25 protein-coding genes are annotated in these 25,816 nt (G+C 72.0%); 14 read left to right on the top strand and 11 right to left on the bottom strand.

The window, feature by feature from the left end; translation table 11 throughout:
* Window positions 1-88: 88 nt before the first annotated feature.
* The 5 genes from BMY74_RS19460 to BMY74_RS19440 all read left to right on the top strand — a co-directional run bounded on the left by BMY74_RS19460 (window position 89) and on the right by BMY74_RS19440 (window position 5,277).
* Window positions 89-1,441, top strand: a complete 1,353-nt coding sequence (locus BMY74_RS19460) for an alpha/beta hydrolase family protein (RefSeq protein WP_089917934.1) — start codon at window positions 89-91, stop codon at window positions 1,439-1,441.
* Window positions 1,442-1,549: 108 nt separating this feature from the next.
* Entirely contained in the window at window positions 1,550-2,449 is a 900-nt protein-coding gene (locus BMY74_RS19455; protein ID WP_089917931.1) for a transporter substrate-binding domain-containing protein, read from the top strand.
* The gene (locus BMY74_RS19450) at window positions 2,449-3,333 is read left to right on the top strand and encodes an amino acid ABC transporter permease (protein WP_089917928.1); all 885 of its coding nucleotides are present in this window, start codon (window positions 2,449-2,451) and stop codon (window positions 3,331-3,333) included. Before BMY74_RS19455 ends, BMY74_RS19450 begins: the two co-directional genes overlap by 1 nt.
* Window positions 3,330-4,136, top strand: coding sequence for an amino acid ABC transporter ATP-binding protein (locus BMY74_RS19445; protein ID WP_089917925.1), 807 nt, complete (start codon window positions 3,330-3,332; stop codon window positions 4,134-4,136). The genes BMY74_RS19450 and BMY74_RS19445 overlap by 4 nt, the downstream gene beginning before the upstream one ends.
* A gap of 1 nt (window position 4,137) precedes the next feature.
* Window positions 4,138-5,277: a CapA family protein gene (locus BMY74_RS19440; protein WP_089917922.1), complete on the top strand. Its 1,140-nt coding sequence runs from the start codon at window positions 4,138-4,140 to the stop codon at window positions 5,275-5,277.
* Here BMY74_RS19440 and BMY74_RS19435 read toward each other — a convergent pair.
* Window positions 5,265-6,173 (bottom strand): PaaX family transcriptional regulator, encoded by a 909-nt coding sequence (locus tag BMY74_RS19435; RefSeq protein ID WP_218159671.1) that lies wholly within the window; start codon window positions 6,171-6,173, stop codon window positions 5,265-5,267. The genes BMY74_RS19440 and BMY74_RS19435 overlap by 13 nt on opposite strands.
* 222 nt (window positions 6,174-6,395) lie before the next feature.
* A complete protein-coding gene (locus tag BMY74_RS19430; protein WP_218159670.1) occupies window positions 6,396-7,316 on the bottom strand; it encodes a PaaX family transcriptional regulator in 921 nt (306 codons plus the stop codon).
* A gap of 69 nt (window positions 7,317-7,385) precedes the next feature.
* On the opposite strand from BMY74_RS19430, the gene BMY74_RS19425 reads away from it, so the two are divergent.
* The 5 genes from BMY74_RS19425 (at window position 7,386) to BMY74_RS19405 (ending at window position 13,791) form a co-directional block, all read left to right on the top strand.
* Window positions 7,386-8,618 carry a CaiB/BaiF CoA transferase family protein gene (locus BMY74_RS19425; protein ID WP_089917920.1) on the top strand — a complete coding sequence of 411 codons (1,233 nt, stop codon included), beginning with the start codon at window positions 7,386-7,388 and terminating at the stop codon, window positions 8,616-8,618.
* A 2-nt stretch (window positions 8,619-8,620) separates the two neighbouring features.
* Window positions 8,621-9,685, top strand: coding sequence for a 2-hydroxyacyl-CoA dehydratase family protein (locus BMY74_RS19420; protein WP_245786240.1), 1,065 nt, complete (start codon window positions 8,621-8,623; stop codon window positions 9,683-9,685).
* Window positions 9,678-10,925, top strand: a complete 1,248-nt coding sequence (locus BMY74_RS19415) for a 2-hydroxyacyl-CoA dehydratase family protein (protein WP_089917917.1) — start codon at window positions 9,678-9,680, stop codon at window positions 10,923-10,925. The genes BMY74_RS19420 and BMY74_RS19415 overlap by 8 nt, the downstream gene beginning before the upstream one ends.
* 82 nt (window positions 10,926-11,007) lie before the next feature.
* Window positions 11,008-13,491: a reprolysin-like metallopeptidase gene (locus tag BMY74_RS19410; RefSeq protein ID WP_218159669.1), complete on the top strand. Its 2,484-nt coding sequence runs from the start codon at window positions 11,008-11,010 to the stop codon at window positions 13,489-13,491.
* A 117-nt stretch (window positions 13,492-13,608) separates the two neighbouring features.
* Window positions 13,609-13,791 carry a hypothetical protein gene (locus BMY74_RS19405; RefSeq protein WP_089917914.1) on the top strand — a complete coding sequence of 61 codons (183 nt, stop codon included), beginning with the start codon at window positions 13,609-13,611 and terminating at the stop codon, window positions 13,789-13,791.
* Window positions 13,792-13,878: 87 nt separating this feature from the next.
* Here BMY74_RS19405 and BMY74_RS19400 read toward each other — a convergent pair whose 3' ends face one another.
* From BMY74_RS19400 to BMY74_RS19385, 4 genes are all read right to left on the bottom strand, one after another.
* Window positions 13,879-14,691, bottom strand: a complete 813-nt coding sequence (locus BMY74_RS19400; protein ID WP_143091625.1) for a VOC family protein — start codon at window positions 14,689-14,691, stop codon at window positions 13,879-13,881.
* A gap of 52 nt (window positions 14,692-14,743) precedes the next feature.
* Window positions 14,744-15,007 carry a Sec-independent protein translocase subunit TatA gene (gene tatA, locus BMY74_RS19395; RefSeq protein WP_089917908.1) on the bottom strand — a complete coding sequence of 88 codons (264 nt, stop codon included), beginning with the start codon at window positions 15,005-15,007 and terminating at the stop codon, window positions 14,744-14,746.
* A 319-nt stretch (window positions 15,008-15,326) separates the two neighbouring features.
* Complete coding sequence (locus tag BMY74_RS19390) at window positions 15,327-16,136, bottom strand: SDR family oxidoreductase (RefSeq protein WP_089917906.1); 810 nt, start codon at window positions 16,134-16,136, stop codon at window positions 15,327-15,329.
* 16 nt (window positions 16,137-16,152) lie between these two features.
* A complete protein-coding gene (locus BMY74_RS19385) occupies window positions 16,153-16,887 on the bottom strand; it encodes a nitroreductase (RefSeq protein ID WP_245786239.1) in 735 nt (244 codons plus the stop codon).
* A gap of 44 nt (window positions 16,888-16,931) precedes the next feature.
* Here BMY74_RS19385 and BMY74_RS19380 point away from each other — a divergent pair, with 44 nt between their 5' ends.
* Window positions 16,932-17,405 carry a winged helix-turn-helix transcriptional regulator gene (locus tag BMY74_RS19380; protein WP_089917904.1) on the top strand — a complete coding sequence of 158 codons (474 nt, stop codon included), beginning with the start codon at window positions 16,932-16,934 and terminating at the stop codon, window positions 17,403-17,405.
* On the opposite strand, the gene BMY74_RS19375 is transcribed toward BMY74_RS19380, so the two are convergent.
* Together BMY74_RS19375 and BMY74_RS19370 are read right to left on the bottom strand one after the other, a co-directional pair.
* On the bottom strand, window positions 17,402-18,217 hold the full coding sequence (locus BMY74_RS19375) for a MerR family transcriptional regulator (protein WP_089917902.1): 816 nt from the start codon (window positions 18,215-18,217) through the stop codon (window positions 17,402-17,404). The two genes, BMY74_RS19380 and BMY74_RS19375, sit on opposite strands and share 4 nt — an antisense overlap.
* Before the next feature lie 83 nt (window positions 18,218-18,300).
* Window positions 18,301-19,251 (bottom strand): alpha/beta fold hydrolase, encoded by a 951-nt coding sequence (locus tag BMY74_RS19370; protein WP_089918267.1) that lies wholly within the window; start codon window positions 19,249-19,251, stop codon window positions 18,301-18,303.
* Window positions 19,252-19,313: 62 nt separating this feature from the next.
* Here BMY74_RS19370 and BMY74_RS19365 point away from each other — a divergent pair, with 62 nt between their 5' ends.
* Window positions 19,314-20,261: a helix-turn-helix transcriptional regulator gene (locus BMY74_RS19365; RefSeq protein WP_089917900.1), complete on the top strand. Its 948-nt coding sequence runs from the start codon at window positions 19,314-19,316 to the stop codon at window positions 20,259-20,261.
* A 5-nt stretch (window positions 20,262-20,266) separates the two neighbouring features.
* Here the strand turns inward: BMY74_RS19365 and BMY74_RS19360 are convergent, their stop codons facing one another.
* Both BMY74_RS19360 and BMY74_RS19355 read right to left on the bottom strand, forming a co-directional pair.
* Window positions 20,267-21,907: a CocE/NonD family hydrolase gene (locus BMY74_RS19360; protein WP_245786238.1), complete on the bottom strand. Its 1,641-nt coding sequence runs from the start codon at window positions 21,905-21,907 to the stop codon at window positions 20,267-20,269.
* 49 nt (window positions 21,908-21,956) lie between these two features.
* Window positions 21,957-22,394 carry an SRPBCC family protein gene (locus BMY74_RS19355; RefSeq protein ID WP_089917898.1) on the bottom strand — a complete coding sequence of 146 codons (438 nt, stop codon included), beginning with the start codon at window positions 22,392-22,394 and terminating at the stop codon, window positions 21,957-21,959.
* 84 nt (window positions 22,395-22,478) lie between these two features.
* Here BMY74_RS19355 and BMY74_RS19350 point away from each other — a divergent pair, with 84 nt between their 5' ends.
* Both BMY74_RS19350 and BMY74_RS19345 read left to right on the top strand, forming a co-directional pair.
* Window positions 22,479-23,429 (top strand): NAD(P)-dependent oxidoreductase, encoded by a 951-nt coding sequence (locus tag BMY74_RS19350; protein WP_218159668.1) that lies wholly within the window; start codon window positions 22,479-22,481, stop codon window positions 23,427-23,429.
* A gap of 109 nt (window positions 23,430-23,538) precedes the next feature.
* Window positions 23,539-25,086, top strand: a complete 1,548-nt coding sequence (locus tag BMY74_RS19345; RefSeq protein ID WP_089917896.1) for a substrate-binding and VWA domain-containing protein — start codon at window positions 23,539-23,541, stop codon at window positions 25,084-25,086.
* Between the two features lie 5 nt (window positions 25,087-25,091).
* On the opposite strand, the gene BMY74_RS19340 is transcribed toward BMY74_RS19345, so the two are convergent.
* The gene (locus BMY74_RS19340) at window positions 25,092-25,802 is read right to left on the bottom strand and encodes a class I SAM-dependent methyltransferase (protein WP_245786237.1); all 711 of its coding nucleotides are present in this window, start codon (window positions 25,800-25,802) and stop codon (window positions 25,092-25,094) included.
* Window positions 25,803-25,816 lie beyond the last annotated feature (14 nt).

The following is a 25,816-nucleotide window of genomic DNA, read 5'->3' as shown; positions in this document are numbered from 1 at the left end:
ACATAATCATTGACGTACGTTGGGAGAGCAGCACACTATTGACCCGCGGCGGCCACGCCGCACCCCAGCAGGGCACCTGGAGGCTCGAATGTCCGCAGTGCGCGACCTCGGTGCCGTGGTGGCCGCTGCGGTGGTCCTGGTGGCGGGTGCGCCGGCCGTGAAGGCGGCGCCGGCCGAGCCGTGCCTCGGAAGCGCGATCTGCACGGCCGGACTGCTGTCCGACGGCACCCCGTACCAGTTCGTGAAGCCGTCCGCGTGGAACGGTGTGGTCCTGGTCGACATGGACTTCGCCGCGGGCGGGCTGACCTCCCCGCTCACAGCGGGTCTCGTCGGGCGCGGCTACGCCGTCGGCGGCACGACCAGGACGGTCACCGGGTGGCGGATCGCCGGGGCCGTCGACAACCAGGCCGCCGCGCTCGACCGCTTCGAGGCGGCGTTCGGCCCGGCGCGGTGGGCGATCGCCGAAGGTCGCTCGATGGGCGGGTTCGTGGCCGCCGGGGCGGCGCAGGTCCACCCCGGACGGTTCGACGCCGCCGTGCCGATGTGCGGCGGGCTGGGCGGCTCGGTGGGGCAGTGGAACCAGAAGCTCGACACCGTGTTCACGCTGAAGATGTTGCTGTTCCGCGACACCGCGTTGCCGGTCACGGGGATCCCCGCCGACGTGCCGGGGGCGCAGCAGCAGTGGATCTCGGCACTGGCGGCCGCGCAGTCCACCCGGGAGGGACGGGCGCGCATCGCACTCGCGGCCGCGATCGGCCAGCTCCCGGCCTGGGGGCTCGCGGCCGACGGTGGCACGACACCGGTGCCGCGGTCGTGGGACGCGGCGGGCCTGCAGAACGGAATGTACCTCGCGTTGGCCGGTGGGCCGTTGCCGTACATCGGGCAGGCGATGAGCAGCAGGCGCGCGATCGAGCAGGTGACCGGCGGCAACCCGTCCTGGAACACCGGCGTCGACTACGGCCGCCAGTTCCTGTCGGCCGAACCGGCCCACCGGCTCGCCGTCGTGCGGCTGTACGCCGAAGCCGGCTTGGACCTCGGCGCCGACCTGAGGCGGCTGGCCGGCGCTCCGCGCGTCGCCGCCGACCCGGCCGCCGTGCGGGCCTTCGCCCAGGGCCTCGTGTTCACGGGTGACGTGCGCGTTCCCGTCCTCACCGTCAACGGCACGGGTGACCAGATCTCGACCGTGGCGCAGCAGCAGTCCTACGGGGAACTGGCCCGCCGCGCGGGCAACGGCCCGCTCGTGCGGCAGACATACGTGCGCACGGCCGGGCACTGCACCTTCACCGTGGGGGAGCAGGTGGCCGCGATCGAGAAGATGTGGCACCGCCTCCGGACGGGCCGCTGGCCCGATGTCTCGCCGCGAGCGATGAACGCGCTCGCGGGCGACGGCCGGTACGTCGAGTACGGCCCGCCCCGGTTCAACCGGCAGTACGCGGGCTGACGAAGAACGACCGGCGCACCACGACCTTGACACGACCAGGTGTCAAAGTAAGACACTATTGCCCACGTCCGTAAAGCGGATGATGTTGTATCGACGACGGGAGCACCGATGCTCAAGTCTCGTAGATCTCTTGTCGCGCTGCTGGCCGCGGTGCTCGTCGCCGCCACGGGATGTGGCGGCGGGGCGTCCGGCGGTGCCCAGAGCCCTGCCGGAGACGACGGGGCCGCGCACCACGACGCGCTTCCCCAGCAGTTCAAGGATTCGGGCGTGATCCGCTTCGCGGGTGACTCGCACCCGCCCTACCGGATCGTCGGCAAGGACGGCACGACGGTCACCGGGCTCGACCACGACCTCCAGCAGGCCCTCGGCAAGGTGCTGGGCGTGCGCACGGAGATGACCGTCGTGCCGGGACTGCCCGCCGCGCTGTCGGGCATGCTGTCCGGCCGCTACGACGCGTTCAACGGGCCGGTCAAGGACACGGCGGAACGCGAGAAGCAGTTCGACGCCGTCGTCTGGATGGTCACGAGGACCGCCTACCTGATCCCGAAGTCGGGGTCGTCCGGGGTGGAGGCCAGTGACGACCTGTGCGGCAAGAAGGTCGCCGCCGTGTCGGGCAGCATCGTGCAGGACCAGATCGTCAGGCTGACCGACTGGTGCGTGAAGAAGAGCAAGCCGCCGGTGGAGTTCATCGGCCTGGCCGACACCAACGGCACCATCCTGGCCGCCAAGTCCGGCCGGGCCGACGCCGCGGGGATGACCGAGAGCGCGGCGATCGACGCGCTCGCGGCCGCGAAGGACGACTTCACCTACGTGACGCAGACCGACGAACAGGGCGCGGGCGTCGACAAACTGGCCATGCTGCTGCCCAAGTCGAGCGGCCTCGGCCCGGTGGTGCACAAGGCGTTCCAGGAGCTGTTCGCGAACGGCGAGTACGACCGGATCATGAAGCAGTACGGGCTGGAGAACGTGAAGGTCGCGAAGCCCGAGATCAACACGGCGGCCGGCTGATGACGACGACCGCCACTCCGCACGACCTCGGGCACGTGGACGTCGCCACCGCCCGCCCCCGGCCGAGGCCGTGGCGCTGGCTGCTGGGCGCGCTCATCGCCGTCGGCCTCGCCCAGGTCGCCTGGTTCGTCACGCACAACCCGCGGTTCGAGTGGCCCGTCGTGGCCGAGTACCTGTTCGACCCGAACGTGCTGGCGGGCCTCGGCACCTCCGTGCTGCTCACGGTGGTCGCGATGCTCGCGGGCTCGGTGCTCGGGGTGCTGCTCGCCCTCGGGCAGCTCGCGGACTTCGGCCCGGTGCGGTGGGTCTGCACCCTCTACATCGGACTGTTCCGCGGCATCCCGCCGCTGGTGCAGCTGCTGTTCTGGTTCAACCTCGCCTACCTGCTGCCGCGACTGTCGATCGGCGTGCCGTTCGGGCCGACCTTCGGCTCGTGGTCGACGAACGACCTGATCACGCCGCTGACGGCGGCGTTGATCGGCCTCACGCTGCACGAGGCCGCGTACATGGCGGAGATCGTCCGCGCGGGCATCCTCTCGGTGGACCCCGGCCAGCGGGACGCGGCGATGGCCATGGGTTTCACCGGCGGGCAGACGTTCCTGCGCGTCGTCCTGCCGCAGGCGATGCGGGTGATCATCCCGCCGAGCGGCAGCCAGTTCATCTCACTGCTGAAGGGGACGTCGCTGGTGAGCGTCATCGCCATGACCGATCTGCTGCACGCGGTGCAGACCGTCTACAACCAGACCTACCAGATCGTGCCGATGCTGATCGTGGCGTGCTTCTGGTACCTGGTCGTCGTCACCGCCCTGTCGTTCCTGCAGCAGCGCCTCGAGCGCCGGTTCGGCCGCGGGCAGCGGTCCACGCGGGGGGAGTGGCTCGCATGACCGGGGTTCCCGTGCTGAGCGTCCGGAACATCCGGCGCAGCTTCGGCGAGCACGCCGCGCTCGACGGGGTCAGCCTGGACGTGGCGCAGGGCGAGGTGGTCGCCGTGATCGGACCGTCCGGCTCGGGCAAGTCCACCCTCGTGCGGTGCGTGCACCAGCTCGAACCGATCGACAGCGGCGCCATGTACCTCGACGGCGAGTTGCTGGGTCACGAGCACGCCGGCGACCGGGTGCGGCCGTTGCCCCCGCGCCGGGTGGCGGAACAGCGGCGCCGCATGGGCATGGTCTTCCAGCAGTTCCAGCTCTTCCCGCACTGGACGGTGACGCGCAACATCACCGAAGCCCAGGTGCGGGTGCACGGACGGGACCGCGCCCAGGCCCACGAGCGGGCGGTGGAACTGCTCGCCAAGGTCGGGCTGGCGGACAAGGCCGACGCCTACTCGCGGCAGCTCTCCGGCGGGCAGCAGCAGCGGGTGGCGATCGCCAGGGCGCTCGCCACCCGGCCGCGGATCATGCTGCTCGACGAGCCGACCAGCGCCCTCGACCCCGAACTGGTCGACGAGGTGCTGACCGTGATCAGGGACCTCGCGGCCGCCGGGCTGACGATGATCATCGTCACGCACGAGATCGCCTTCGCCCTGGAGGTCGCCGACCGCTTCGTCTTCATGGACCGCGGCCGCGTCGTCGAGCAGGGCCCCGTCGCGGACGTGCTCGGTGACGGCAGGTCGGACCGCCTGCGCGCGTTCCTGTCCCGCTACACCCAGCAGCGCGGTTCCGCGCGGGAGGAGGGGGCCCGTGTCTGACGTGGTGACCGTGCTGTCCGTCGGGGACCTCGTGCTCGACGAACCGGACCCGGCGTCCTTCCTCGTCCCCGCGCGGAAGGCCCTCGCGGAGGGCGACCTGGTGATCGGGCACGTCGAGGTCCCGCACAGCACGACGGACGTCCAGGTGAGCACGGACGTCCCGGCGCCACCGGCCGACCCCGCCGGGCTGGCCGCGCTGGCGGACGCGGGCTTCCACGTCGTGACCCTCGCGGGCAACCACGTCTACGACGCCGGCGAGACCGGCGTCGCGGACACGATCGCCCACGCGCGTGCCGCCGGGCTCGCCACGGCGGGAGCGGGACCGGACCTCGGTTCGGCGCGGCGCCCGGTGGTGCTCGACCGCGGCGGCGTGCGGATCGGCGTGCTCAGCTACAACCTCGTCGGTCCCCGCGAGTCCTGGGCCACCTCCCGCAAGGCCGGCTGCGCCTACGTCCGGGTGCTCACGCACTACGAACTGGACCACGCGACTCCGGGCGGTCCGCCGAGCGTCTACACCTTCGCCGACCCGGTGACCCTGGCCGCGATGGAGGACGACATCCGCGCGCTGGCGTCCGAAGTGGACGTTGTCACCGTGTCCATGCACAAGGGCGTCGGGCACACACCCGCCGTGCTGGCGATGTACGAACGACCGGTCGCGCGGGCCGCGATCGACGCGGGCGCGCACGCCGTGTTCGGCCACCACGCGCACATCATGCGCGGCATCGAGGTCCACCGCGGACGTCCGATCTTCCACGGGCTCGGCAACTTCGTCACCGTCACCCACGCGCTCTCCCCGATCGGCAACGACAGCGCCGAACGCGCCGGCTGGGCGCGCAGGCGGGTCGAGCTGTACGGGTTCGCGCCGGACCCGGACATGCCGTTCTACCCGTTCCACCCGGAGAGCAGGAACACGGTCGTCGCCGTCTGCCGCTTCGACCGCGACGGGATCGTGGCGGCCGGGTTCCTCCCGTGCCGGATCGACGACGCCGGGCGGCCGGTGCCGGTGTCGCGTTCGGACGGTGGCGGGGAGGTCGCCGACTACGTGCGGGCGATCGGCGAGAAGGCCGGGCTGGCAACGGAGTTCGCCTGGGACGGCGACGAGGTCGTGCTGCCGGGCGTCCGCCCCGCTCAGCCCGCGTAGTCGCTGCCGTGTCCGCGCACCAGGGCCGCCACGTCCTCGTCGTACCGGCCGACGACCTGCTTCACGCGCTGCTCGGCCAGCAGCGCCAGTTCGTCGTACAGCTCCCTGAACAACGCCCGGGCTCGTGCCCGCGGCCACGGCTGGGGCAGCAGGGACATCGGCAGTTCCGGGTCGAGGCCGGGGAACCGGCGCCAGGCGTCCATGAGCGCGGTGCGCACGACGAGGGCCTCGGCCGTGCCGATCCGTCCCCCGGCCAGCCTGCGGCGCACGGCGGAGTACTCGTCGATCAGGGCGGCGTACCTGTCGTGCAGTTCGTCGAGGTCCCAGGCGGTGATGGGGTGACCGCCGAGGGGACTGCCGTCGGCGACCTCCGCGCGCAGCACCGTGGCGGAGTCGATGCCGAGCTCGGACAGCACGTCCGTGATCGCGGCGACCCGGTCGTGCGGGGAGACCCAGACGCCGTCGAACAGGGACTCGAACCCGAGCCACGCCAGCCGCGAGCGCAGGGCGTGGCGCAGGTCGCGCTGCTCCTCGGGCACCGAGAAGACCGCGATCGTCCACAACCCCGTCCACGCCTCCTCGGTGGCGCCGAACGCGACGATCTGCCGCAGGCCGTCCTCCAGGACCTGCGCGGCACGCGGGCTCAGCGCGTACGAGGTGTGGCGGCCCGCCCGCGACAGCTCCAGCAGCCCGCGGCGGGACAGCCTGCTCAACGCGGCCCGCGCGCTGATCTCCGTGATGCCGAACTCGCCGAGCAGCTCCACGAGCGCGGCGGAGGGCAGCGGTGCCTGCTGGCCGTACCAGTAGTCGCCGATCAGGGTGAGGAGCAGGTGCTGGGGGCTGCCGCCGGACTGCATCCTGGGGAGCGCGGGCACGTCGTGAGGAGCGGCGGACATGCTCCCACTCTACATTTTCCGCATCGGCCGACACGAGATGAGAAGTACGACTCGTTGAGGTGTTCCTGCTTTCGGTATACGTCCTGGCGCCCTGAAGAGTGCGGAGCGACGATGCTTGACACTTTGCTTCTCGGCTGGTCGAGTATGAGTCTAGCTTTGAGCGTTGTGAGGGGAGTGTGGATGTGGTCGAGTCCTCGCCGTCGAACCGCGCTCGGTGACGGGTCAGGGCGCCCGGTGGGTGGTGTGGTGGCGGACCAGGTCGACGTCCTCCGGGTCGAGCTCGAGGACGACCTGGCGCACCCGGTGCTCGGCCAGCGGCCCGAGCCCGTCGTAGACCTCGGCGAACAACGCCCGTGCGGTGTCACGGGGCCAGTCGGCGGGCAGCAGCTCGTGCGGGAGGTTCGGGTCCTTCCACCGGAACGTGCGCCACTCGTCCATGACTTCCGTGCGGCGCACCAGTGCCTCGGCCGCCGTGACCCGGCCCGCGCGGACCTGCTCGGCCAGCGGCGAGACCGCGTCCACGAACCGGTCGTACAGGTCGCGCACCTCGTCGAGGTTCCAGGCCTGGGTCAGCGGCCGTCCGCCGACCGGGCCGCTGCTGCGCAGCACGACCGCGCTCGTCACGCCGAGCGCGTCGAGCTCGCTGACGGCGTCCTCGCCGGACGCGGTCGGCGAGATCCAGAAACCGTCGAAGATGGGCGCGAACCCGAGCCACCGCAGCCGCGTGCGCAACTGGTGGCGCACCTCGCGCTGCTCCTCGGGGACGGAGAACGCGACTGTCGTCCACGTGCCGTCCCAGGGCTGCGACGTCAGACCGAACGACAGCACCCGGCGGACCGAGTCGCCCAGCGTCACCGCGGCGGGACCCTCGACGCCGTAGAACGTGCGGCGCCCGTTGCGGTGCACGGTGATCATGCCGCGGCGGGACAGCCTGCTCAGGGCCGCCCGCCCGCTGGTCTCGGTGATCCCGAACTCGGACAGCAGCCGCACCAGCGCCGCCGACGACGGCCGGCCGCCGCTGGAGAGCCAGTAGTCCGCGTAGAGCGTCATGAGCAGGTGCTGCGGCGCGCCGCCGTGCTGCTGGCGGGGGAGCAGGTCGGAGCGGGGTCCGCGCGGAGAGGCGGATCGCGGCGTGGCCGTCACGATCAACGAGTGTAAGGCGGGATGCCGGCCGTCACGGATCGTGCCGGTCGTGACCGAGGAGGTGCGCAGGTGACCGAGCAACCACTCGCCGGGCGGACGGTCGTCGATCTCACGACGGCCCTGGCCGGGCCCTACGCCACCCTGCTGCTCGGGGGACTGGGCGCGCGCGTGATCAAGGTGGAGAACCCGCGGACGGGCGGGGACTCCTCGCGCGGCAACGCGCCGTACCTCGGTCGCGACGGGCTCGGGCTCGGGCGGGTCCACGACGACGACATGTCGGTGTCCATGCTGTTGCGCGGCCGCAACAAGGAGAGCGTGACGCTCGACCTCAAGCACCCGCGGGGGCGCGAGGTCCTCGCCGGCCTGGTGGGGCACGCGGACGTGCTGGTGGAGAACTACAGCGCGGGCGTCACCACCCGGCTCGGCATCGACCCCGCGGCGATGCTGGCCGTGAACCCGAAGCTGGTCTACACGTCGATCAGCGGCTTCGGTGCCCAGGGCGGGCCGGCGAAGGCCATGGACACGATCGTGCAGGCGCTGTCCGGGATCATGGGCACCGCCGGGCAGGAGGGCGACGACCCGGTCCGCAACGGCCTGCCGGTCGGTGACCTGGTGGCGCCGCTGTTCGCGGTCATCGGCACCCTCGCCGCGCTCGTGCAGGCCGACCGGACCGGCGTGGGGCAGCACGTGGACGTGTCGATGCTCGGCGCGTTGACGTCACTCGTCGCGTGTGAGCCCTTCGACGCGTACGCGGCTGTCGGCCTGGCTCAACGCACGGGTTCTCTTGTGCCGAGACTCGCGCCGTTCGGCTTGTTCGAGGCCAAGGACGGGTGGCTCGCGCTCTGCGGCCCGACCGACCGGTTCGCGGCCGGGGTGTTCCAGGCCATGGGGGAACCGGGACTCGCGGCGGATCCCCGGTTCGCCACCAGGGACGCGAGGGTGGCGAACGCGACCGCGCTGCACGAGCTGATCGGGACGTGGGCGGCGGGACAGGACCGCGTCGCGGCGGTGGCGTCGCTGGTCGAGAACGGCGTGCCGGCCGCCGAGGTGCGGGAGCCCGCGGAGGCCGTCCGGGATCCGCTCGTCCGCGCGCGCGACGAGGTGGTCGCGCTGACCCACCCGTCCCACGGCGCCACCGCGGACATCTCCGCCACCGGGGTGCCGATCGTGTTCTCCGGTTCGGCCGTCGGCTTCGACCGGCCGGCACCGGCCCTGGGCGAGCACAACGACCTGGTGTACGGCGACCTCCTCGGCTACGACGGGGATCGCCTCGCCGCCCTGCGCGCGGATCGGGTGATCTGACCGTGGCCACCCCTCTGGAACAACTGGTCGGCCACTACGAGCGGCGGTACCCGGTCGCGGCGGACGGGCTCGTGATCGGCTGCGTGGGCCAGGACGTCCCGGTGGAGCTCGTGACCGCCGCCGGCGCGCTTCCCGTGCGCCTGGCGGGCCGGCCGGGCACGGACGTCACCGAGGGCGAGACCTACCTGGGCCGCGGCGTCGACCCGGCCGCCTCGTCGGTGCTCACCCGCCTGCTCACGGGGGAGTACGGCAGGCTCGACCGGCTGCTGGTGTCGCGCGACTGCGAGGCCTCGCTGCGGTTGTTCTACGCCGTGCGGGAGCTGCGGCGGCTCGAACCCGGCCTCGGCCTGCCGGAGACGTACCTGGTCGACGTGCTGCACCTGCCGCACTGGACGACCACGCGGTACGTCGAGGGCCGCTTCGCCGAACTGGTCGCCGTGCTGGAGCGGTGGACCGGGACGCGGCTGACCGGGCCGCGGATCGCGTCGGCGATCATGGCGCACGACGCCCGTCGCGACCTGTGGCGCGCGGTGTCCGCCCTGCGCCGCGACCTCCGGCTGACCGGGGTGCAGGCGCTGGCGGCGTTCGGTGCCGTCCTCCCCGTGGTGGAGCACAACCGGTTGCTGCGGCAGCTGCTCAAGTCCGATTTGGACGTCCACACCGGACGCCGGATCTTCGTCACGGGCAGCTCGCACGACAACCCGGAGGTGTACCGGTCGCTGGAGGAGGCCGGGTGCGTCGTGGTCGGCGAGGACCACGACTGGGGAGACCTCCTCGCCGCGCGGCTCGTGGGCGAACCCACGCTCGCGGCGCTCGTCGAGCGCTACCAGTACAACGGCCCCACCGCCGCCCGCGGCTCCATCGCCGACCGGGCCGCGCACACGGCGCGCGCGGCCGTCGACTGCGCGGCCGAGCTGGTCGTGTCGTACGTCCGCCGCAACGACGACGCCCCGCCGTGGGACTTCCCGGCGCAGAAGGAGGCCCTGGGGCGGCACGGCATCCCGGCCGTGATGTTCGAGCACCAGGAGTACGGCTCGATCGACCTCGCGGAGGTGTTCGTTGGCTGAGAAGCTGCTGGCCTCGGCGACCGAGGCGACCCGCTACCAGCGCGAGTGGTTCCAGGGCCTGCACGAGCCCGTCGCGGCGGGCGGGCCGCTGGCGCTGGTGAACGCCGACGCCCCGCAGGAGATCTTCCGCGCCATGGAGATCCCGTACGTGGTCAACCAGTGGTGGGCCTCCGTGGTGGCGGCCAAGCAGAGGGCACCGCACCACCTCGAACTCCTGCGCGAGCGCGGCTACCCGGACCACACCGAGCAGTACAGCTCGATCTCGCTCGCGTCGCTCTTCGACCCGGAACCGCACAACGCGCCGTGGGGCGGCCTGCCCCGTCCGACGATCGTGCTGGCCGAGACCGTCGGCGACGGCGGCCGCAAGATCTTCGACGTGTGGGGCAGCCGGCCCGGCATCACCTACTACGCGCTGGAGAGCGCGGCCGAGAACGCGGTCCCGGTGAACTGGTGGGACCTGATGCCGCACGACTGGGAGAAGGCGGTCGGCACGGCGAGGCTCGACCTGATGGTGTCCGAGCTGCACAACCTGATCCGCTTCCTGGAGACGACGACGGGTCACGTGTTCAGCGAGCGCGCGTTGCGGCGGGTGCTCGACCTCGTCAACGAACAGGCGGAGTGGAACCGGCGCAGCCGCGACCTCATCGCCCGCACCACGCCGAGCCCGCTCGCCGTCACCGACAGCATCCCGAGCGTCATGATCCCGCAGTGGCACCGGGGATCGGAGTGGGCGCGCGACGCCGCGCAGCGGTTCTACGAGGAGGTCGAGGACCGCGTCCGCGCGGGTGCGGCGGTGTGCGAGGACGAGCGGGCCCGGCTCATGTGGATCGGCCGCGGCCTGTGGTTCGACATGGACTTCTACCGCAGGTTCGAGGAACGGCACGGCGCGGTGTTCGTGTGGTCGATGTACCTCGCCATCGCGGCCGACGGCTACCCGCGCTACGGCGACGACCCGCTGCGGACGCTCGCGGCCCGGTTCGCGTCCTTCCACGACCAGCTCTACACGCCACCGTGGTCCAGCGAGTGGTACGTGAAGGAGGCCAGGCTCCACCGCGTCGACGGGGTGGTGCACCTGGTCTCCGACGACGCGCGAGGCAGCTACTTCACCACCCGCGCCCTCCGCGCCGCAGGTTTCCCCGTGTACGAACTCCACGCGGACAACGTGGACACGCGTTCCTTCCCGGAGACCGCGGAATGCGCTATGGAGGAGTGGCTGGAGCGGGAGGTCGTGCGCCGGTGAGACCGCCGCCCCGGCGCACGACCACCACGACCGGCATGTGAACACCCCGAACCGGGCACCGACTTCCCCCAGGAGACGTCACATGGCCACCCGTTCGTCCACCCGCAGAGCCTTGGTCGTGCTCCTGACCGCCGTCACGGCCGGCGCCCTGGCGACCGCGCCGGGCACCGCCGCCGCGGCGGGCAACCCGTGGACCAGGGCGGGCGACGACGTGATCGCGTCGCGATCGGACCGGCAGGGCACCGCCGGGTTCACCCTCGATCGATCCGCGATGGGCGCCGCCCTGGCCGGAACGGGCACCGTCGAAGTCGTGCTGCCGACACCCGCGGGCACGTTCGAGCGGTTCGCGCTGGTGGACTCGCCGGTGATGGAGGCCGGGCTGGCGTCGCAACACCCGGAGATCAGGACGTACGCGGGCCGAGGCCTGGACGACCCGGCCGCGTCGGTCCGCGCCGAGCTGACACCGCTGGGGTTCCGCGCCTCGGTGAGGTCGCAGCGGGGGCAGTGGTCGGTCGCCCCGCACTCGCACCGCGACCAGGGCCTCTACCTCAGCTCCTACGGCCGCGCCCTGAGCCCGTCGGATCCGTTGCGGGAAGTGGAGGTCGAGTACGCGTCACGGCGGCCGGTCCCCGCGCGGGCCACCACGGGTCCGCTCGTGCAGGTGCGCGTCTACCGGATGGCGATCCTCACCGACCCGTCCTACGCGCGGTACTTCGGCGTGGAGAACGTGATCGCCGCCAAGGCGTCCCTCGTCAACCGGATCGCGCAGATCTACGAGGACGAGGTCGCCATCCGGCTGCTGCTGGCCAACGGCTCCGAGCGGACCAGCCTCAGCACCGACGCCGAGGCGACCGGCCCGAACGGACCGTGCGGAGCGGCCCCGTGCTTCCGTCCCGAGGAGCTGGAACGGTGCGTCACCGGGACCCTGGGCAACGCCGCGACGGTGCTGGGTCAGTTGATCGGGGCGAGCAACTACGAGATCGGGCACGTCGCGCTGGGCGTGCGCGGCGGTGGGGCGGGGGTGCCGGGAGTGGGCGGCCCCGACAAGGCGGCCGGGTGCTCGGGCATCGCCACCCCCGTCGGTGACGCCTTCGCCGTCGACTACCTGGCGCACGAGATGGGGCACCAGTTCGGCGCCGAGCACACGTTCAACGGCGACCAGTTCGGCTGCGGCACCGGACAGCGCTCGGCCGAGTCGTCCTACGAACCGGGCAGCGGGTCGACGATCATGTCGTACGCGGGCATCTGCCAGCAGGACAACCTGCAGCGCCACAGCGACGCCTACTTCTCCCACCGTTCCCGCGCGGAGATCGCCTCCTTCGCAGCGACTCCCTGGTCGTGGAACGCGGACGAGGTGCAGAACGCGTCCCTGCGCGACTTCGGCGCCGGCGACTCGTTCACGCTGACCCACGACGGCCGGACGACGGCACCGATCACCTACGACGCCTACAGCCGGCAGGCGATCAAAGCCGCCGTGGAGGCAGTCCTGCCCGCCGGGGGACAGGTCGAGGTCGCGGGCCTCGGGGACAACGTGAACCGACCTACTCCCTTCGACACCACCGGTTTCCAGGTGACGTTCGGCGGGAGCCTGGCGGGGAGGAACCTGCCCTCGCTGGGGATCGACGTCGTCGGCGGTTCCGGGTGGGTCGGCGAGACGGTCAAGGGCGGCCCCGCGGTCAACGGCGGCCACCGCGTCCTGACCACCCGCAACCACGTGCCGGTCGTGACCGCACCCGCGCGGCACACCATCCCGGCGCGCACCCCGTTCGCCCTGACGGGCAGGGCCGACGACCCCGACGGCGACCCGGTGACCTACCTGTGGGAGCAGAACGACCCCGGAGGGGAGAACCCCACGTCGCTCGTGAACAACACCAAGACCGACGGGCCTCTGTTCCGCGTGTTCGGCACCGCCGCCGTCGTGAGCGCCGAGGACGCGCTGAAGTACCGCTCTCCGGGCGCCAACACCGCGACCACCGACCCGAGACGCGTCTTCCCCGACCTGGCGCAGATCGCGGCGAACAACACCAACGCGGTCAGCGGCCGGTGCCCGGCCGCACCGCCCCCTCCGGCTCCGGAGACCGGCTTCGACACGAACGTGCCCGCCGCTCTCGTCGACTGCTACTCGGAGTTCCTGCCCACCGCCGACTGGGTCGGCGTGGACGGCTCCCGCACCCTCCACTTCAGACTCACCGCCCGCGACGGCAGGCAGGGCGGCGGCGGGATCGGCAGCGCCGACACGGAACTCGTGATCGCGCCGAACGCCGGCCCGTTCCTGGTGACCTCGCACGGATCCCGCGCGTCGTACCGCGGTGGCTCGCAGCAGCGGATCACCTGGGACGTGGCCGGCACGGCGAGTGCCCCGGTGAGCGCGGACGCCGTCCGGATCACCTTCTCCACCGAAGGCGGGCGGACCTTCCCGCACGTGCTCGCCTCCCGCACCCGCAACGACGGCGCCGAGACCGTGCGGTTGCCGAGGGTGCGGACCGACCAGGGCAGGATCAGGGTCGAGGCGGCCGGCAACGTCTTCTTCGACCTGAACGACGCCGACCTGACCGTCACCGGGTGAAGCACGGCGGTTCGACGGTTGATGATCGTCCGCAGTGGGCATCCAGGGCGCGCGACGCCGCGCAAGCCGGCGTCGGGGAGCCCGTGCAGGACACGGACAGCACAGAGAGCCAGTGAATTGCAGATCCAGCACGCCACGCACTCGACGCCCGCACTTCCGGCACACGGGCTCTTCAGCCACCCGGACGTGGTGCACGCCAAGACGACCACCACCACCTCGCGGGACGAGGACGGGCGGTCCTACACCGGACTCTTCCGCGAACCGATCGACCCGGCCCCGCACCCCGGCGCCGCCGGATGAACCGCGGGACGACGAAGCCCGGCTCGACGCGGGCACCGGCGGGGTCGCGGTCGGAGTTCTCCCGGTCCGCGACCCGCCGGACGGCGGTCAGTCGTCGTAGGGGTCGTCAGCAGGCGTGGCACTGTCCCAGTCCGAGGCCAGTTCCGGATCGATGATCGCGAAACGGGTGCCGAGCGGGTCGGCCAGCACCGCCACCTGGCCCAGGGGCGAGGGGTAGGGCTGGAAGCGCAGCCGGGCGCCTGCGGAACGGGCCCGGTGGAGCGTCTCGTCGAAGCCCAGGCCGGGCGGGACGGCGAAGTGCGCGATCCACCTCGGGGGCACGGAGGCGGGGGTGTCCGGTGCCATCCGGACACGGCCGATCACGGTGTCGCCGCCGGTGGAGTACACGACGTGGTCGACGGACGTGCCGTCACCGACCTGCCGCTGCCGGTAGCCGAACAGCGCGCCGTAGAACGGATCGGCGCGGCGCGGCCCGCGGGTGACGAACTCCAGCCACACGAGCGCACCGGGCACGCCCGCGGTGAAACCCCCGCCGTCCACGGGCTGCGCGACGCCGACCGTGGCGCCGCTGGGATCGTCGACCAGCACCTTGGCCACGAGACCGGGCAGCACCTGGGGCCGGGTCTCCAGCACGGTGCCGCCGAGCCGGCGCACCCGCTCGCTCGCCGCACCGAGGTCGGCGACGGCCAGGTACGGGGTCCAGTCGAGGGTCGCCCGCCCCAGCGGACGGACACCGGCCACCGGCTCGTCGTCCAGCAGGGCGATCGCGTAGTCCTCACCCGCGTCGTCCCGCGTCCAGTGGTGCTTCCAGCCGAACACGCTCTCGTAGAACCGCGTGCTGCGCTCGGTGTCGTTCGTGGCGAGTTCCACCCAGCACGGATGTCCCGGTCGGATGATCATGAAAGGCGCCGGCTCCTGGAGGACGTCGTCGGTCGTGGTGCGCAACCGCGCTTCACGGGGTGGTCTTGGGCGTCTGCTGCGCGGCCCTGAGCTGCTGCTGCAGGTCGTCGACCTGCTGCTGGAGCCGGGCGACCCGCGGGTCGTCCGCCTCGGGGGCCGCCGGCGCCTCGTCGTAGCGCGAGCCCGAGGTCTCGGCCTTGAGGATCTTGGCGGAGCGCCCCAGCGACCGGGCCATCTCGGGGAGCTTCTTGCTGCCGAAGAGCAACAGGATCACCGCGGCGATGATCAGCAGTTCGGTGGCGCCGAGGTTGGACATGGCTCACTTCCTCCGGAACGGGACGTACGGGCCCCGCTTGCCTGGGGCCCGCCACCGACCCTAGCCCGGCCCAGGTGTGTTCAGCGTTGGCGCGACCGCCGTCACACCGTCCAAATCGGACAGTCCGTCTCGAATGTGCTGTGGTGCACCGAATGTCCGGAACGCAGGTTTGTTCACGTTTTGCTCAGTGATTTCAGTGTAGGTCGAAATCGACTGGTTGCCGGGCGGATCCGGCGATAGACCGCAACGGCTGACCACCGGTCCTCAAAGGACCCGTTGCCCACTTTCTGCCCGGCACCCGACCTGCGGGTGAGCGGGATCAGTCCCGTGCCGCGAGCCTGCGCTGCGTCCGGCGGCCCCGCGCCACCATGAACGGGATCGCGCGCAACCCGAACCGCGGGAACACGTCGGCGAACCGGGCCAGCGCACCGCGCCACCTCGGGACCGTGACGACCGGGCGCGGCCGGTCGAGCACGGCGGCGACGGCCGCGGCGATGTCGGCCGGCTGCAACAGGGTGCCGGAGAACGACAGCGCGGCCGCCGGGTCGTCGAGCTTGTCGTGCAGCATCGGCGTCCAGATGCCGTCCGGGCAGACGCACGAGATGTCGACGTCGTGGACGCCCGCCTGCCGCAGGTCGGCGAGGGTGCTGAGGCTGAAGCCGATGGCCGCGTGCTTGGACGCGGCGTACACCGCCTCGCCGACGACGGGCGTGATGCCCGCGAGGGACACGACGTTCACGACGTGCCCGCCGCCGTTGCCGCGCATGGCCTGGATCGCGGCGACCGTGCCGTTGACGGTGCCGAGGGCGTTGACCTCGACCATCAACCTGCGGGTAGCGGCGTCCTGCTCCCACGCGGGCCCGGTCACGAGCACCCCGGCGTTGTTGACCCAGACGTCGAGCCGGCCCGCGCGGGCGACGATGTCGTCGCGCGCGGCTTCCACGGCCGCCTCGTCGCGCACGTCGAGCACGCGTGCGAGCGCGCCGATCTCGGTGGCCGTCGCGGTCGCGGTGGCCTCGTCGACGTCGGTGACCAGCACCGTGTAGCCGCGTTCGACCAGCATCCGCGCGACCAGCCTGCCCACGCCCCGCCCGGCCCCGGTCACGACCGCGCCCGCTTTCGCCGTCATGGCAGGCAGTATCGCGTCACTCGGAGTGCCACGTCACGGCGGAGTCCACGTCCGCGCGCGTCGTGCGGAACCCGTTGGCCGGATGCGCGGCGTCCGGGTAGCCGAACGAGACCCCGACGACGACGCGCCGGGTGTCCGGGAGGGCGAAGTGGTCGCGCAGGAAGCCGGAGTACCCCGCGAGCGCGGCCTGCGGTGCCGCGGCGAGACCGAGGCTCTGCGCGGCGAGCAGGAACGAGTTGAGGTAGAGGCCGCAGTCGATCGCGCCGTAGACGCCGAGGTCGGCCTCGGTGGTGATGATCGCGACGTGCGGGGCGTCGAACAGCTCGAAGTTGCGCAGCATCTGCCGTCCGGCGGCCTCGTGGTCGCCGCGTTCGACGCCGACGCTCGTGTAGAGCTGCTTGCCGCACTCCCGGCGCCGTTCCTGGTAGACGCCCGTGTACTGCGCGGGGAAGGGGAAGTCCGGCTCGCCGGGGTTCGACCGCAGGTGCTCGAGCAGCCGCGTGCGCAGCCGGTCCGTCGCCGCGCCCTCGGTGACGACCACGTGCCACGGCTGGGTGTTGCACCACGACGGGGTGCGCTGGGCGAGGGTGAGCACCTGGTCGATGGTGTTCCTCGGGACCGGCTCGGGCAGGAACTGGCGGCAGGTCCACCTCTTGGCGAGCAACCGGTGCAGCGCCTCGTGCAGGTCCGGGGGCGTGTCGGTGTTCAGGACGACCTCCAGGCGGTCTCTTTTCGAGACCGACGCTAGCACGAGAGTAGTCTCGAAAAGAGACCGAATTCGGTTAGGGTCGGGTCATGCGGTACGAAGAGCTCGCCGACCTGCCCTGCTCGATCACCCGCCCGCTGGTGGTGCTGGGCGACCGGTGGACGTTCCTCGTCCTCAAGGAGGCGTTCGCGGGCGTGCGGCGGTTCAACGCCTTCCAGAACAACCTCGGGATCCCGCGCAGCCGCCTGCAGGACCGGCTCGGCCGGCTCGTCGAGCACGGCATCCTGGTGCGGCAGCAGGCCGCCGACGGCGAGCACGGCGAGTACCGGCTCAGCCGCAAGGGGCACGACCTCTACCCGATCCTGATGGCCGTGAAGGACTGGGGCGACACCCACATGGCACCGGACGGGCCCCCGGTGCACTACCGGCACCGCGACTGCACCGGCGAGGCACGGGTCACGCTGGCGTGCGACTGCTGTGGCGAGGCCATGACCGCGCACGACGTCGTGCCCGAGGCGGGGCCTGGTCTGCTGGTGCACGCCGAGGCGGCGACGCGGGGTTAGCTTTCCGCGAGGAGCTGTGCCGTCCGTTCGATGCAGCGCATGCGGGCGGGGGAGAAGTCGTACGGCATCTTGGTCAACGCCGTGACCGCGCTCATCTCCCTCACGTGCTCCTCGTCGTCCATGTCGAACAGCTCCTCCTCGGCCGCGTCCAGCCCGGCGGCCTCGATGGCCCGCACCAGTGCCTGGTGGTGGGCGTGGCGCCGCAGAGCGAGTTCCTCGACGCGCGGGTCGTCGGGCTCGACACCGTCGTCGAGGGCGGCTTCGGCCGCGTCGAGACGGTCCTCCTCGGCCCGGAGCTCGGGATCGGTGGCCAGCACGATGAACGTGCTCGCCTGGACCGCGGCGGCCACCGCACCGAAGATCCGCTCGGTGACCATCAGGGCGTCCAGGTCGGACGGGCGCAGCGAGCCGGGCGGCAGGTGGCGGAGCCGGTCCGACACGAGGTCGGAGAGCAGTCCCAACGGGCTTCCCACGGCGCGCAGCCGCTGGACGGCCAGGCGCTGACGCCTGATGTCGGCCTCCTGGGCGGCCAGGGACTCCTCCAGCCGGCCCAGGTTCTCCTCGATGTCCCACGTCTCGTCGAACGCGGCCCGCACGTCGTCCAGCCTGATGCCGGTCTCCGCCACCCTGCGGATCCACAGCAGCCGGATCATGTCGTCGTGGCCGTAGCGGCGACGGCCGTCCCCGCCCCGTTCAGGCTCGGGGAGCAGGCCGATCTGGTGGTAGTGGCGGATGGCGCGCGGGGTCGTTCCGGCGAAGGCGGCGGCATCACCGATCTTGACCTGGCGGGGCGGCGTGAAGGAGAAGTGCATCGCAGACGGTGCCTTTCGAGCATGTGATGCCCCGAAGGACATCACATGCCGCCGCGTCACGTGCAACACACGGGGTGGTCTGCTCAGTCGGCGGTCATCGAGTCCTGCCGCCGCAACCAGCTCAGGATCGCCCGGGTCGTCTCCTCCGGCTCCTCCTGCTGGATCCAGTGCCCGCAGTCCAGGGTGACCACCTCGGCGTGGGGCACGAACTCCGTCAGGTTCGGGGACTTCTGTACCGCGTCCCGTTCCCCGTAGATCATCAGCGTGGGCTGGTGGACGACCGGGTCCGCGTCGGCCAGCCGGTGCCAGTTGCGGTCGAGGTTGCGGTACCAGTTGATGCCGCCGGTGAACCCCGACGACTCGAAGGCGGAGACGTAGACGGCCAGTTCGTCGTCGCTCAGCACGGGGTCGCCGAGCGGCGTCTCGTCCAGGGCGAGTTCGATGAACGCCATGCCCGGCCGCGGTGCGCGCGGAGGCTCGTTCTTCCGGTACAGGTTGCGGAGGAACTGTTCGGTGTTCTCCTCGAACACGGCGTCCGCGACGCCCGGCCTCCGGTTGAAGTGGACGAAGTAGGAGTCGGGACCGAGCAGTTCCTCGAGGAACTCGATCCAGGGCTTCTCGCCGCGTTCGAGGTAGGGGACGCTCAGGTTCACGATCTTGTTGACGCGCTTCGGGTGCAGCATCGCCAGTCCCCAGACGACCGTGGCACCCCAGTCGTGACCGATGAAGGTGGCGTCCTCGTAGCCGTAGTGGTCGAGGAGGGCGACGAGGTCGCCCGTCAGGTGGTCGAGGTCGTAGGCCGTCACGTCCGCCGGCCGCGACGAGTTCCCGTACCCCCGCTGGTTCGGTGCGATGACGTGGTAGCCCGCGGCGGCGAGGGCGGGCATCTGGTGGCGCCAGGAGAAGGCGTGCTCCGGCCAGCCGTGGCAGAGCACGACGGCCCCGCCCGTGTTGTGCCGTCCCGCTTCGAAGACTTCGAGCTCCACGCCGTTGACCGGGACGAGGGTGGGCTCAGGACTGGTCGGTGAGGTCATGCGGCGATCTTGCGGACCGAAACCGGTCACCCCATGACCGGTTTTCGTGGAATCTTGCCCCTGTGCGAACCGACCGGCTGGTGGCCGTCCTGCTCCTGCTGCAACGGCGCGGGCAGGTGACCGCGGCCGAGGTCGCGAGAGAACTGGAGGTCTCCGAGCGCACCGCTCGCCGCGACCTCGACGCCCTGGCCGTGGCGGGGGTGCCGCTCTACTCCACGCAGGGCAGGGGCGGTGGCTGGAGACTGGTGGGCGGCGCCCGCACCGACCTGTCCGGGCTGACCGAGGGGGAGGCCCGCGCCCTGTTCCTGGTCGCGGGCCCGGCCTCGGTCGCGACGCCGGCCGTGAAGACCGCACTGCGCAAGCTCGTGCACGCCCTGCCGGAGCCCTTCCGGGACCAGGCCGAGGCGGCGGCGTCGTCGGTGGTCGTGGACCCGCGAGGATGGGGAGCGGGCCGGACCGGGCGCACCCCGCCGCGCTTCCTCGCCGCCCTCCAGGACGCGGTGATCCGCGGCGTCCAGGTGCGGCTCGGCTACGTCGACCGCGAGCACGCCGCGACCGAGCGGACCGTCCACCCGCTGGGCGTCGTCGCCAAGGGCGAGTCGTGGTACCTGGTCTGCCAGACCGGCGCGGGCCGGCGCACGTTCCGCGTCGACCGCGTGACGTCCGCCGAGCCGACCGGCGATCCCGTGCACCGGCCCGCCGGCTTCGACCTCGCCGAGAGCTGGCGCGAGATCGTCGACGAGGTCGACCGCAGGCGGACGCCGCTGGAGGCGAGGGCGCTGTGCGTGCCGCACGGTGTGGGCGTGCTCCGGCTCGCGTTCGGCGGACGGCTCGAGGTGGGAGGGTCCACTTCGGACGGACGAGTCGAGGTCGTGGTCCGCGGCCACGACGAGCACGTGCTCGCCGGTGAGTTCGCCGGGCTGCTCGAGTGGGTCGAGGTGACCGGGCCCCAGGACGTGCGGGACCGGTTGGCGTCGATCGGGAGGGCGCTCGTGCGGCGGTACGGCTGACGGACCTACTTCTGCGGCAGCAGCACCGCGGACGGGTGGTCGGCGTCGTGGAAGACCTCCACCGCGGTCTTCCGCGGTTCCGTCGCGGTGTGGGACGGCCCTCCGTCGCCCAGGTTGCGGGCGAAGCGCGGGAACGCCCCGGCCGACACCTGCACCCGGAGCCGGTGCCCGCGGCGGAACACGTGCGCGGTGGGGGACAGCTCGACGGTCACCTTCGTCACGCCGTCCGGCCGCACCTTGACCAGGTCGTCGCAGATGTTGAGCGACCTGCCCCGCTCGTCCACGTCGCACAGCCGGACGAACAGGTCGCAGGACGGGCGGTCCGCGCGGATCCACACCTCCGCCGTGACCTCGCCGATCACCTCGACGTCGGCGTCCAGCACCGCGGAGGTGAAGACGAGGACGTCGTCACGCGCTTCCAACTCGCGGTTGTCGACCGGACCCGCGCCGCGGCTCTCGAGCTTCGGCCCGCCCAGCGACGGCGTCGGCTCGGCGGGGTCGTAGGTGAACGACGTCGGCGGTGCCTGCGTTCCGGGCGCCTGCCGCAGCCCGCCGCCGGGCGCGAGGTGCCAGCGCCGGGAGGTGTAGCCGGTGGGCGGCCACTCGTCGAAGTCGCGCCATTCGCCCACACCCATCACGAAGAGCCGGACCGGCGGCTTGCGCGGCGGCTCCGTGCCGCGGGCGTGGGCGGCGGCCCAGCCGACCGTGTCCCCGAGCACCGCGGCCATCCCGCCGGTGTGGCCGTGCCACCACGGCCCGACCGTCAGGTGCGCGTCGCGTCCGGCGGCCCTGAGCACCTGGAAGTCGCGGAGCTGGTCGGCGAGGAAGATGTCGTACCAGCCCGCGATCGAGCTGACCGGCACGGTCACGTCGCCGACGGACGGCGAGTGGTCCTCGTTCTTCCAGTACGGGTCGTCCTGGTCGTGGTGCAGGCACTCCTGGTAGAACGGCCAGGTGTGGCCGAGCGCGGCGGTGTCGGCGTCGACCAGCGGCAACGTGCTCATGGCCCGCTGGACGCGCTTGCGCCCGATGCCGAGCACCGCGCGCCACAGGGCACCAGGACGTTCCTGCGTCGCCGTGCTCACCGACCAGCCGAGCAGCGTCTCCACCTCGAACCGGTCCGGCCGCAGGAACGCCAGGGCGAGCCGGGACGACGTCACGTGCGGCACCATCGCCTTGACCCGCACGGGAGCCTCCGCCGCGATGGCCCACTGCGTGTAGCCGAGGTAGCTGCTGCCGGTCAGCACCACGTCGCCGCCCCACGGCTGGTCCGCGAGCCAGCGCAGCGTCGACAGCCCGTCCTCGCGCTCGTGCCGCATGGCCCGGAAGTCGCCGTCCGAGCCGAACGTGCCCCGGCAGCTCACCGTCAGCACGTGCAGCCCGCGTTCGGCGAGGGCACGCCCGTACAACCAGTCCAGCGGCCCGCTGCGCCCGTACGGCGTGCGCACCACGGCGGTGGGTGCGTCCGAGGCCGGATCGGCGGGCGCCCAGTGGGTCGCGAGGAGCGTCCGCCCGTCGTGGGTCGGGATCCGCAGGTCTCGCTCGACGGTCACGTCGCGGCTCGTGGCCGGGGGAAGCTTCAGCAGCCGCTGGACGAGCAGCCCGACGGCCTTGCCGGCGAGGTCGAAGCGAGGTCGTGTGCCCACCTGATCTTTCCTATCAGGCCGGAGAGCGGACGGCGAGCAGGACCTGTGCTCACCCGGCGAAGTGCGCCGCCATCAACTCGAGCGACTTCTCCATCGCGGCCTTGTTGCGCCGCGGGAACGACGACAGGTCCAGCAGCAGCGGGATCCTCGCGGTGGACCAGTCGAACGTCTCCGTCACCTCCGTGGCCCCGGCGTCGACCGGCGTGAGCCGCCACCGCCACCGGTGGCCGTTGAAGTGCCGCCACGCGATCAGGCGGTTCTCGTCGAACTCGACGACGGTGTTCTCGATCCGGTAGGCCAGCCCCAGCTTCATGTCCATGCCGAACGTGGCGCCCAGCGCGAGCCTGTCCGGTCCGCCCGGCCTGGCCGCGCGCACGGAACCCGACCCGTCGATCAACGCGTGACCGGCGGGGTGGGCGAGGAGGTCGAAGATCCGGTCGGCGGGCGCGGGGATCGTCCTGGTGACCGAGATGGCTCTCTTGCGCATGGTCCAACCCAAGCACCGCGCCACCGGCGCCGCACGACGGCGAGACGCGGTGCACACTCGCAGTGATCACAGCGGGAGGACTTGGTGGAACTGGACGACGTGGACGGTCGGCCGCTGCGGCCCGGGGCACGTGTCGCGGTCGCCGGAGCCGGCCGGATGGGGCTGCCGATCAGCCGCAACCTGGCCGCCGCCGGGTTCGACGTGGTGGTGACCGACGTCCGGCACGACGTGGCCGGGGCGGTGACCGCGAGCGGCGCCCGCTGGGAGCCCGACGCGGGTGCGGCCGCGGCGGGTGCGGACGTGCTGGTCACGGTCCTGCCGGGCATTCCGGAGATCCGCGACCTGATGAGCGGTCCGGTGCTGGGGCACCTGCGCCGCGGGTCGGCGTGGCTCGACCTGACCAGCAGTTCGCCGCTGGTCATGCGGCCGATCCAGGACGACGCCCGCGCCCGTGGGGTCGCCGTCCTGGAAGCGCCGATGGGCGGTGGGCCCGATGCCGCGGCCGCGGGCGCGCTGCGGCTCTTCGCGGGTGGTGACGTCGCCACGTTCCGGCGCCTGCGGCCGTTGCTGGAGGTGATCGCCGACCGGGTCGAGCTGGTGGGCGGGCCCGGTCAGGGCTACACCGCCAAGCTGCTCGTGAACCTGCTGTGGTTCGGGCAGGCGGTGGCGACGGCCGAGGCGGTGCTGCTCGGGCAGGCGGCCGGTCTCGACGCCGAGGCGTTGCGCGCGGTGCTGGCGGACAGCGCGGCCGGGAGCGAGTTCCTGCGGCACGACCTGGCCCGCGTGTTCGCGGGCGACTACCTGCCACTGTTCGGGCTGGACCGCTGCGTCGAGGAACTGGAGGCCGTCGGCGAGCTGTTCCGCGACCACGGCGTGCCGTCGGAACTGTCCGATGTGGTCACCCGTGCGCACCAGCAGGCCGCGGCGCGCTTCGGCCCGGTGGACGGTGAGCTGATGGCGATCGCGTTGCTGGAGGAGCGGGCCGGTTCGCTGTTGCGGCCGGGCGGTGCCGGACAGGTTCCTGATCACCTCTAAAGCTTCAGTGTAGACCGAAAAAAATCACCGCCAGCACCGGTCGGGCCGCCGAAGAAGCGGAACGGTTGAGTTCTGGTGGTGCCGGGGCCTGTTGTCTAAGGTGTCCGCCATGGTGCGACCACGGCGGGTGACGGCGCCCGTCGTCGGACTCTCGGTGCTGCTGGTGTTGTCCGTCGTCGCCTGGATCGGCGGTGACGCCGTGATCGACCGGCTCAACGCGACCCGCTGCACGGATCCGGCGACGGTCCTGGTCACCGCCGCGCCCGCGGTCGCGCCGGCGCTCAGCGAGATCGCGGACCAGGTCGGGTCCGGCGACGACTGCTACCGCGTCGAGGTGAAGGCGGAACCCGCGCGCGACACCATGACCCGGCTCGTGGACGGCACGGGGTCGCCCTCGGTGTGGGTGCCCGAGTCGACGACGTGGTTGCGGCAGGCGCGGGATTCCGGCGCGTGGCGCGTACCGGAGTCGGGCACCTCGGTGGCGATGTCGCCGGTCGTGCTCGCCGTGAAGGACCCGGCGAAGGGCAAGAACTGGCGCGAACTCATCGGGCCGGGGACCAAGGCCGTCGCCGGGATCGCGGACCCGGCCAAGGACCCGGCCAGCCTGTCGGCGCTGCTCGCGCTGCGCGGGTTCGCGTCGGGGGAGAAGGACCCCGCGGCCGCGACGGTCGCCGCCATCAGGCCCGTGTCCGGTGACTACGCCGAACGGGCCGAAGACCTGTTCGCCCGCCCTCTGGACGTGTTCCCCACCTCGGAACAGGCGTTGGAACGGCACAACTCCACGCCCGGCGCGGCCCGGCTCACGGCGGTCGCCGCGGAGAACCCGGTGCCACCGCTCGACTTCCCGTACGTCGTGCTGCCCGACGCGGGCGAGGCACAGCGGGCGGGTGCGGAGAAGTTCCTGGCACGCCTGCGATCCGGGCAGGACCTCGGCAGGTTCGGCCTGCGCGCCCCCGACGACGAGGCCGCCGGGCTGGACCAGGGGTTCGTGGACGAGACGCTGCGCCTGTGGAGCGGGCTCACGCTGACCGCGCGGGTGCTGGGCGTGCTGGACGTGTCCGGCTCGATGAACCAGGTCGTGCCCAGGACCGGGACGACGCGGATGGCGCTGGCCGTCGCGGCGGCCGAACGCGGACTGGGCATGTTCAAGCCCGGCACGCAGATCGGCCTGTGGAAGTTCTCCACGAGACTCGACGGGGACAGGGACTACAAGGAGATCATCCCGTTCGCCTCGGTCAAGGAGCACCTCGCGAGCGGGCAGGCCGTCGCCGCCGTCCGCGCCACGCGCGCGACCGCGAACGGCGCGACGGGCCTCTACGACACCACTTTGGCCGCGTACAAGGAGGCCAGGAAGAACTGGGAGCTCGGCCGCATCAACATCGTCGCGATCATGACCGACGGCCGCAACGAGGACCCGGACTCGATCAGCCAGCGCGAACTGCTCGACGAGCTCGCCAAGTTGCAGGACAAGCGCAGGCCGTTGCCCGTCATCGCGATCGGCATGGGGCCGGACGTCGACGTGGACGAGCTGAAGCGGATCGCCGACGCCACCGGCGGCCGGTCGTTCACAACCGTCGACCCCGCCGGCATCAGCGACATCTTCGCGCAGGCGCTGAGCACGATGCTCTGCCAGCCGCCCGCCTGCCGTCCACAGTAGACGGATCAGTACGGGTCGTACTCGCCGTCGTGGCCGAAGAACCGCGCGACCGGCCGCAGCCGCAGGCGCAGCAGCACCTTGATGCCTACGTTGCGCAGGAACCAGGGCATTTCGGCGAGCACCCGCCTGCGATCGGCCCAGTCCGGCTGCGCCAGGCGGAAGCGCGCGAGTGAGCCCGCCCGGTCCACGTAGACGTAGCGGTTGCCGCACAACACCTTCGCCAGGATGCCGCTCGTGACGCCGATGGACGAGAACGCGTCGTGCACCAGGATCTCGCCGTCCGGCACGAGGTTCTCCGACCACAGCATGTCGTCGGTGTAGGTCCAGTAGTCGTGCTTGCCGTCGATGTAGAGCAGGTCGATGCGTTCGTTCCACCTCTTGCGCAACCTGGTGCTGTACTCGGCTTCGAGCCGCACGACGTCCGCCAGCCCTGCGCGGGAGACGTTCCGCTCGAGGCGGGCGCGGGTGGACGTGCCGCCGAACAGCTTGCCCTCGACGAACGGGTCGACGGCGACCACCGTCGCGCCCACGGACCTGGCCGCGAGGCCGAGCACGGTGGTGGACCGCCCCTGGTGGCTGCCGATCTCCACGATCCGCGCGCCGGGCCCGAGCCGGGAGGCGGCTCTCCACAACATGGCCGCCTGGTCAACTGTCAACCAGCCGGGAACCTGGTCGCCCAGCTCCCACGCTTGCTCGAACGCGGTCGAAGAAGTCATCGCCACCTGCCTGG

Source organism: Lentzea albida, from assembly GCF_900111005.1.
Taxonomy (GTDB): Bacteria; Actinomycetota; Actinomycetes; order Mycobacteriales; family Pseudonocardiaceae; genus Lentzea; species Lentzea albida.
The sequence above is the reverse complement of the archived record's forward strand: the minus strand, read 5'-3'. Positions and strand labels throughout refer to the sequence as shown.